The sequence below is a fragment of the Kitasatospora sp. P5_F3 genome (genome assembly GCF_054049135.1).
This window is the reverse complement of sequence record NZ_JBFUMY010000131.1, coordinates 1-7,379: the sequence shown is the minus strand read 5'-3', so window position 1 is coordinate 7,379 and position 7,379 is coordinate 1. Positions and strand designations below refer to the sequence as shown.

Below are 7,379 nucleotides of genomic sequence, written 5' to 3'. Positions count from 1 at the left end.
ACTCTGCCGTTCCCGCAGGTCGGGGGCCATCCGCTGGAGTACTCAACTGATGATCTGAGTATCCGTACTCACCTTTCACCCGCCGCTCGGCACCCGGGAACCGCACCCGCCCCCACGGCGTCCTGACCCGCCGGGGGAAGCACCGGATACGGTGAGCCCCGAACATCGGCAGGGTCCACGGAGGGGGAACGGATGAGCGTCGTCCCGTTGGTCTTCACCAGCGGCTGGGCGAGTGGGATCAACGCCTATGCGGTGGTGCTGCTGCTCGGGTTGCTGGGCCGGTTCGGCGGCGCCGACTCGGTGCCGCCGACCCTGGAGCGCACCGACGTACTGATCGCCGCCACCGTGCTCTTCCTCTGCGAGGCGGTGGCCGACAAGATCCCGTACGTGGACTCGGTCTGGGACGTGATCCACACCGTGATCCGGCCGATCGCGGGTGCCACCATCGGTGCGCTGCTGGCCAGTCAGGACCCGGGCTCGCTCGGCGAGGTGGCGGCCGGGGCGATGGGCGGCACCACCGCCCTGATCAGCCACGGCATCAAGGCCTCGCTCCGGATGGCGATCAACACCTCGCCCGAGCCGGCCAGCAACATCGTGGCCAGCATCACCGAGGACCTCTCGGTGGCCGGCCTGGTCACCCTGGCGATCTTCCACCCCTGGCTGGCCGCCTCGGCCGCCGCCGTCCTGATACTGGTCGGCGCCCTGCTGGTCTGGTTCGCGATCTCCCGGATCCGCCGCTTCATCGTCCGCCGCCGCGAGCGCAAAGCGAACCGCGCCGCCGCCCACCACCCGGCCCCGGGGGCGAACGACGGCAGCGGAGCGACCCGCGTCCCGTACTGACTCCCCCTCAGCCGGTCAGGAAGGACACGTCGATCCCGGCCAGCCGGTCGGGATCGACCAGCAGGTTGATCTCGGCGATCCGACCGTCCCGGACGGTCACACCCATCACCGAGTACGCCCTGTCCTCGGGCACGCCGACCAGGCCGACCGCGCCGTTGACCAGCGCCAGCCGGGAGTACGGGGCCATCGCGGAGAACATCAGCGCCTGGTTCGCCACCGCCTGCGCACCGCGGATCAGCCGGGACGCGCCCGCCAGGCCGCCCGCCCCGGTGTCGGCACGGAGCACCACGTCCGGGTCGAGCACCGCGAGCAGCGACTCGAAGTCCCCGGCCCGGGAGGCGGCCATGAAGGCCTCCACCACCACCCGCTGCCGCCCGAGGTCGGTCTCCGGGACGGCCGCACCCTGCACCCGGCGGCGGGCCCGGCTGGCCAGCTGCCGGGTGGCGGCGGGCTCCCGGTCGACGATCGGGGCAATCGACTCGAACGGCACCGCGAACATGTCGTGCAGCACGAAGGCCACCCGCTCGGCGGGCGGCAGAGTGTCCAGCACCACCAGCATCGCCAGGCCGACCGAGTCGGCGAGCAGCGCCTGCTGCTCCGGGTCCACCACGCCCAGCTCGCCGACCACCGGGTCGGGCACGTGGCACTCCAGGGCGTCCTCCCGGCGGGACCTGCGCGCCCGCAGCTGGTCCAGACAGACCCGGCCGACCACGGTGGTCAGCCAGGCCGGGAGGTTCCGCACCTCCGCCACGTCGGACCGCTCCAGCCGGAACCAGGCCTCCTGGACGGCGTCCTCGGCCTCGTTCACCGAGCCCAGCATCCGGTAAGCCACGGCTCTGAGCCCGGTCCGCTCCGCCTCGAACCGCTCAGCCAGCTGGTCCAGGTCGCGCATCTGTCACATCCGCTCGTCGGGATCCGTCGGTGCTGTGCAAGGACTGAACTGACGATATGACAATGAAAGCCGCACGAAGGTGGTTTTCGCCGGTCCCGACCACCCGCCGAGCCGGGGCCACCGGACCGCATAGGATCAAGCCCCATGGCACGGATCGTCATCATCGGCGCTGGAATGAGCGGTTTGGCCGCCGCCTCGCGACTGGCCACCCTGGGGCACCGGGTGACGGTCTGTGAGGCCGGGCCGACGTACGGCGGGGAGGTCGGCCGGTACGAGCGCGACGGGTTCGCCTTCGACACCGGGCCCACCCTGCTCGCGCTGCCCGCCGTCTACCGCGACCTCGCGCTGAAGACCGGCAAGGAGCCGCTCGAGCAGCTGGTCGCGCTGGCCCCGGTCGAGCCCGAGAGCCGCCACCTGTTCCCGGACGGCACCGACCTGCTGCTGCCGAACGCCTCCCGGGGCGGTGTGGCCCAGGCGCTGGACGCCGCCTTCGGCCCCGGCTCCGGCGAGCGCTGGAGCGAGGTGATGCACCGGGCCCGGACGGTCTGGGAGGCCACCCGCCGCCCGCTGCTGGAGGAACCCCTCCCCGCCGACCCGACCCGGCTGCACACCGATCCCTACCCCACCGCCCCCCGCCGCGGCCTGGCCCGGCTGCGCCGGACCACCCCGCACACGGTGGCCGAGGTGGCGGCCAGGGAGCTCGGCGGCGCCGGACCGACCGCGCTGCTGTACGAGTACGCGCTGCGCTTCGGCCTCGACCCGCGCACCGCCCCGGCCGGGGCGACCGTGCTGGCGTACATGGAGCAGTCCTTCGGCGTCTGGTACGTCGGCGGCGGGATGCGCGCGCTGGCCGACGCGGTGTTCCGCCGGTGCGAGCAGCGCGGGGTGGAGTTCCACTTCGGCACCGCCGTCACCGAGGTGCTCAGCGCCGACGGCCGGGTCACCGGGGTGGCCGCCGGGGAGCGCCGGTTCGAGGCCGACACCGTGCTGTCCGCCCGCGCCGAGGACATCCCCGCCACCCGGCCGGGACAGGCCCGGCTGACCGTGCTGCTGGCGCTGCGGGGTGAGCGCCCGTCAGGTACCGCCGTCCGCACCGTGGTGCACGCCAGGGACACCGCCGCCGAGCTCGCCGCGCTCTTCGACACCGCCGAGTTCCCCCGCTTCCCGACCGTCCAGGTGCACCGGCCGAACGACCCGGCGCTGGCCCCCGAGGGCCACGAGGCGGTCACCCTGACGGTCACCGTCCCCCCGGGGCCGGCGCCCGAGGGCTACGCCGACCACCTGCTCGACCACCTCACGGCGGCCGGGCTCGACCTGCGCGAGCGGATCCGCTGGAGCGAACAGCTCGCCCCCGGTCGGCCCCATCCTCTGCCCTCCCTGGCGGGCGCGGGCGGCAGCTTCCTGAGCCCGCCGAACGCGGCCGGGCCCGACGGCCTGTACCGGATCGGCGCGGCCGCCCACCCCGGCGGCGGGCKGGCCCGCGCCGGGATGTCGGCCTCGATCGTGGCGGGCCTGATCGGCCCGGCCTGACGGCCCCGCACCCGGTCAGGTCAGACCCCTACGGCACCGCCGGCGCCGGGCTGGCCCATCGCCCGGGCCAGCTTGCGGTAGCGGGCGGCCTGGTCAGCCCGGTTCTGGCGCTCCAGGGTGCGGCCGAGCACCTCGTACGCCCAGCCGTTGCCCGGGTCCAGCTCGATCAGCCGCTGGAACGTCAGCTCTGCCCGGCCGAGTTGGGCACTGTGGAAGTAGGACCGCCCGAGCAGCTCGACCGCGGCCCGGTTCTCCGGGTCGGCGTCGACGATCGGGGCGAGGATCCGGGCCGCGCCGCTGTAGTCCTTCGAGTCGAAGAACAGGGTGGCCCGCTGGTACTCCTGGTAGCTCATGGGGGTGGGTCTCCTTCCGCTTCCGGCGACGTCAACCGAGACGGCCGTCCGGGTGTTCCCGGCATGCGCGGAGCCCGGCCGGGACCGAGGATGACGGTGTCCGCAGCCCGTACCCCCAGGAGGCCCGTCATGACCGGCCAGGAGAACTCCGACATCCTCGGCTCGATCGGCAAACTGGTCGACGCCGAGAAGCAGCTGCGCGCCCGCATCTCGGACGGCACCGCCGACGAGGCCTCCGCCCGCGAGGAGCTGGCCGCGCTGGAGGTCCAGCTGGACCAGTGCTGGGACCTGCTGCGCCAGCGCCGGGCCCGGAGCGAGTTCGGCGAGGACCCGGGCACCGCACGGGTCCGCCCGGCCGCCGAGGTCGAGGGCTACGAGTCCTGACGGGCGGTCAGATCTGCTGCTGGTAGTTCCAGTTCTGCTGCTGCGGCTGCTGCTCGGAGGCGTACTGCTCCGGCTGCTCCGGGTTGAACTGCTGCGGGACGGCCGGCTGCTGCTGCCACTCCTGCTGCTGGTACCCCTGGTCGTAGTACTGCTGCTGTTGCTGCGGCTGGCCGTACGGGTCCTGGTACTGGTACTGCTCGTAGCCGTACTGCGGCTGCTGGTAGCCCTGGTCGTAGTAGGGCTGCTGGTAGTACGCGGCGGCGTAGACGCCGTCCGCCGCGACCGGCTCGGGTGCCAGCTCCTGCATCTGCTCGAACTCGTAGGCCACCGGCGCCTGTTCGGGCTCGATCGGGCCGACCTCACCGACCTGCTGGACCACCTCGGCGGCCTCCTCCGGCTCGCCGCCGGTGGCGGCGCTGAGCAGCGGCACCTTGGCCAGGGCTCCCGGCAGCGCACCGTCGGCGCGGCGCAGCGACCAGCCCGCGACGTAGCCGCGCTTGACCGAGAGGGTGACCAGCACCTGGCCGGCCGCGAACAGGGCGGCCCCGGCGCCGATCACCAGTACCGAGGAGAGCGCCATCCCGGCGACCACGGCGAGGAAGCCGCCGAGGGCGACCGCACGCCAGTGCAGCGGGGCACGGTTCTGCAGCAGCAGCTCGGCGACCAGCCAGAGCGCGACTACCGCGAGCGCGGCGTACAGCAACAGGAACCCGATGCCCATACCGCGACCTCCACGTCACCGACCCCTGCGCGTTGCGGCGACTGTACAGGCTCGCCGGGTCGGGGCCCACATCCCCGGACCGACCTCAGCGCTGGTGCAGGCCGAGGTTCTGGTAGATCTCCAGGGTCGCCGTCGAGTGGTTGAGCGTGATGAAGTGCAGCCCCGGCGCACCCTCGGCGAGCAGCCGCTCAGCCATCGCGGTGGCGTGCTCGATGCCGATCGCGCGGACCGCCTCCGGGTCCTCGGCGACCGCCTCGAACCGGCGCTGCAGCTCGGGCGGGAACTCGGAGCCGGAGAGCTGCGGGAAGCGGGTGAGCTGCCGGATGTTGGTGACCGGCATGATCTCCGGGATGATCGGCGTCGAGCAGCCCGCCGCCTCGACCCGGTCGCGCAGCCGCAGGTAGTCCTCGACCTCGAAGAACATCTGGGTGATCGCGTAGTCCGCACCGGCCCGGCACTTGGCCACGAAGTGCCGGATGTCGTCGTCCCAGCTCTCCGAGCGCGGGTGCATCGACGGGAACGCCGCCACCCCCACGCAGAAGTCGCCGATGCTCTTGATCAGCTCGACCAGCTGGTACGCGTACTCGACACCCTGCGGGTGCCTGACCCACTCGCCCTCGGGGTCACCGGGCGGGTCGCCCCGGACCGCCAGCACGTTGCGGACGCCCTCGTCCGCGTACTGGCCGATGATGTTGCGCAGCTCGGCGATCGAGTGGTCCACCGCGGTCAGGTGCGCGACCGGGGTCAGCGTGGTCTCGGTGGCGATCCGGCCGACCAGGTTGACGGTCCGTCCGCGCGAGGAGCCGCCCGCGCCGTACGTCATGCAGACGAAGTTGGGGTCCAGCGCCTCGACCCGCCGGATCGCGTCCCACAGCTTGGACTCACCGGCCTCGGTGCGCGGCGGCATGAACTCGAAGGAGAACGAGCGGTCGCCGGCCGCCAACAGGTCGCGGACGGTATCCGCCCGGTCTGTTCTCGTGGAGGGGATACCGAGTGCCATGTCGAGCAGACTAGCCCGGTACGCGAAGGGCCTGACAATCGTGGTCCACTGGCTGAGACACCGCTGCCCCGTTCGACGGACGGGCACACCCGGGGCGTTGACCCGGCCCGGTTAGGCTGAGCGTCACCCCCCTCCTCGACTCCGGAGTCCATCGTGTCCTCGCCCACCGCCCGGCCGATCAGCCCCATCGACGTGGAGGACGTCCGCGAGCGCGTCAACGCGGCGCTGGCGGTCTTCATGGCCGAGCAGACCGAGCTGCTCGCCACGGTCTCCGCCCAGCTGGCACCCGCCGCCGACGCGCTGCGCGAGTTCCTGCTGGACGGCGGCAAGCGGCTGCGGCCCGCCTTCTGCTACTGGGGCTGGCGCGGGGCAGGCGGCGCGGCCGGCTCCGAGGGCATCCCCCGGGCCGCCGCCGCACTGGAGCTGCTCCAGGCCAGTGCACTCGTGCACGACGATCTGATGGACCGTAGCGACACCCGGCGCGGCCTCCCCTCCATCCACCGCAGGTTCGAGGCGCTGCACCGCGAGCGTGGCTGGCGCGGCGACCGGGAGCAGTACGGGGCCTCGGCGGCGGTGCTGCTCGGCGACCTGCTGCTGATCTGGTGCGACGAACTCTTCCTGCGCTCCGGCCTGCCCGCCGAGCGGGTGCTCGCCGCCAAGCCGGCCTTCGACCTGATGCGCACCGAGGTGATGGTCGGTCAGTACCTGGACGTCCTGGAACCGGTCGCCGGGGACTCCGCCGACGACGGTGCGCTGGAGCGGGCGCAGACCGTGCTGCACTACAAGTCGGCGAAGTACACCATCGAGCGGCCGCTCCAGGTCGGCGCCCTGCTGGCCGGCGCGAGCCCCGAACTGGTCGCCGCCTACTCGGCGTTCGGCCTCCCGCTGGGCGAGGCCTTCCAGCTCCGCGACGACCTGCTCGGCGTCTTCGGCGACCCTGCCGTCACCGGAAAGCCGGCCGGCGACGACCTCCGCGAGGGCAAGCGGACGCTGCTGATCGCCCACGCCATGCGCGGCCTCTCCAAGGCGGACGCCCACCAGCTGGACGAGCGGCTCGGCGCAGCCGACCTGACGGCCGAGGAGGTCCCGGTCCTGCGCGAGCTGGTGGAACGCAGCGGAGCCGCCGAAACCGTCGAGCGCCGGATCGACGAACTGATGACCCAGTCCCTCGCCGCCCTCGACGCGGCCCCGCTCGCCGACGGCCCGACCCGCGCCACCCTGCTGGCGCTCGCCGAAGCGGCTACGGTCCGCAAGTACTGAGGCAGCTGCGCAAGGTTGCACCACCACGGGCCGTCACTGCGGCTGCTTCTCAGGGGCGTTCTGCAGCCGGTCCAGCTCGGCGATGTCCGGGTGGTGCAGGTCGAAGGCCGGGCACTCGGAACGGACCCGCGGCAGCGCCGCGAAGTTGTGCCGCGGCGGCGGGCAGGAGGTCGCCCACTCCAGCGAACGGCCGAAGCCCCACGGGTCGTCCACACCGACCCGCTCGCCGTGCTTCGCCGTCTTCCAGACGTTGTAGAGGAACGGCAGGATCGACAGACCGAGCAGGAACGACCCGATGGTCGAGACGGTGTTCAGCGTGGTGAAGCCGTCCGAGGCCAGGTAGTCGGCGTAGCGGCGGGGCATGCCCTCCGCGCCGAGCCAGTGCTGGAGCCAGTGCTG

General features: G+C 72.8%; 8 protein-coding genes and 1 pseudogene. 4 read left to right on the top strand and 5 right to left on the bottom strand.

The genetic code is table 11. The features are described from left to right. The first annotated feature begins 192 nt into the window (after positions 1 to 192). Positions 193 to 840: a DUF4126 domain-containing protein gene (locus tag ACXJMZ_RS35750; RefSeq protein ID WP_457034178.1), complete on the top strand. Its 648-nt coding sequence runs from the start codon at positions 193 to 195 to the stop codon at positions 838 to 840. A gap of 7 nt (positions 841 to 847) precedes the next feature. On the opposite strand, the gene sigJ is transcribed toward ACXJMZ_RS35750, so the two are convergent. Then, positions 848 to 1,732, bottom strand: coding sequence for an RNA polymerase sigma factor SigJ (sigJ, locus tag ACXJMZ_RS35745; RefSeq protein ID WP_457034177.1), 885 nt, complete (start codon positions 1,730 to 1,732; stop codon positions 848 to 850). A 144-nt stretch (positions 1,733 to 1,876) separates the two neighbouring features. Here sigJ and ACXJMZ_RS35740 point away from each other — a divergent pair, with 144 nt between their 5' ends. Further along, positions 1,877 to 3,262, top strand: coding sequence for a phytoene desaturase family protein (locus ACXJMZ_RS35740; RefSeq protein WP_457034176.1), 1,386 nt, complete (start codon positions 1,877 to 1,879; stop codon positions 3,260 to 3,262). Between the two features lie 20 nt (positions 3,263 to 3,282). On the opposite strand, the gene ACXJMZ_RS35735 is transcribed toward ACXJMZ_RS35740, so the two are convergent. Continuing rightward, the gene (locus ACXJMZ_RS35735) at positions 3,283 to 3,615 is read right to left on the bottom strand and encodes a tetratricopeptide repeat protein (protein ID WP_457034175.1); all 333 of its coding nucleotides are present in this window, start codon (positions 3,613 to 3,615) and stop codon (positions 3,283 to 3,285) included. 129 nt (positions 3,616 to 3,744) lie between these two features. On the opposite strand from ACXJMZ_RS35735, the gene ACXJMZ_RS35730 reads away from it, so the two are divergent. After that, complete coding sequence (locus tag ACXJMZ_RS35730; protein ID WP_057233049.1) at positions 3,745 to 3,999, top strand: DUF2630 family protein; 255 nt, start codon at positions 3,745 to 3,747, stop codon at positions 3,997 to 3,999. Between the two features lie 7 nt (positions 4,000 to 4,006). On the opposite strand, the gene ACXJMZ_RS35725 is transcribed toward ACXJMZ_RS35730, so the two are convergent. Beyond that, the gene (locus ACXJMZ_RS35725) at positions 4,007 to 4,720 is read right to left on the bottom strand and encodes a hypothetical protein (RefSeq protein ID WP_457034174.1); all 714 of its coding nucleotides are present in this window, start codon (positions 4,718 to 4,720) and stop codon (positions 4,007 to 4,009) included. 85 nt (positions 4,721 to 4,805) lie between these two features. Further along, a complete protein-coding gene (metF, locus tag ACXJMZ_RS35720; RefSeq protein ID WP_457034173.1) occupies positions 4,806 to 5,720 on the bottom strand; it encodes a methylenetetrahydrofolate reductase [NAD(P)H] in 915 nt (304 codons plus the stop codon). A gap of 153 nt (positions 5,721 to 5,873) precedes the next feature. Between metF and ACXJMZ_RS35715 the strand changes: the two genes are divergently transcribed. Then, the gene (locus tag ACXJMZ_RS35715) at positions 5,874 to 6,980 is read left to right on the top strand and encodes a polyprenyl synthetase family protein (protein ID WP_457034172.1); all 1,107 of its coding nucleotides are present in this window, start codon (positions 5,874 to 5,876) and stop codon (positions 6,978 to 6,980) included. Between the two features lie 33 nt (positions 6,981 to 7,013). Here ACXJMZ_RS35715 and ACXJMZ_RS35710 read toward each other — a convergent pair. Further along, positions 7,014 to 7,379 (bottom strand): annotated as a pseudogene (locus tag ACXJMZ_RS35710) (cytochrome ubiquinol oxidase subunit I); the annotation flags it as partial.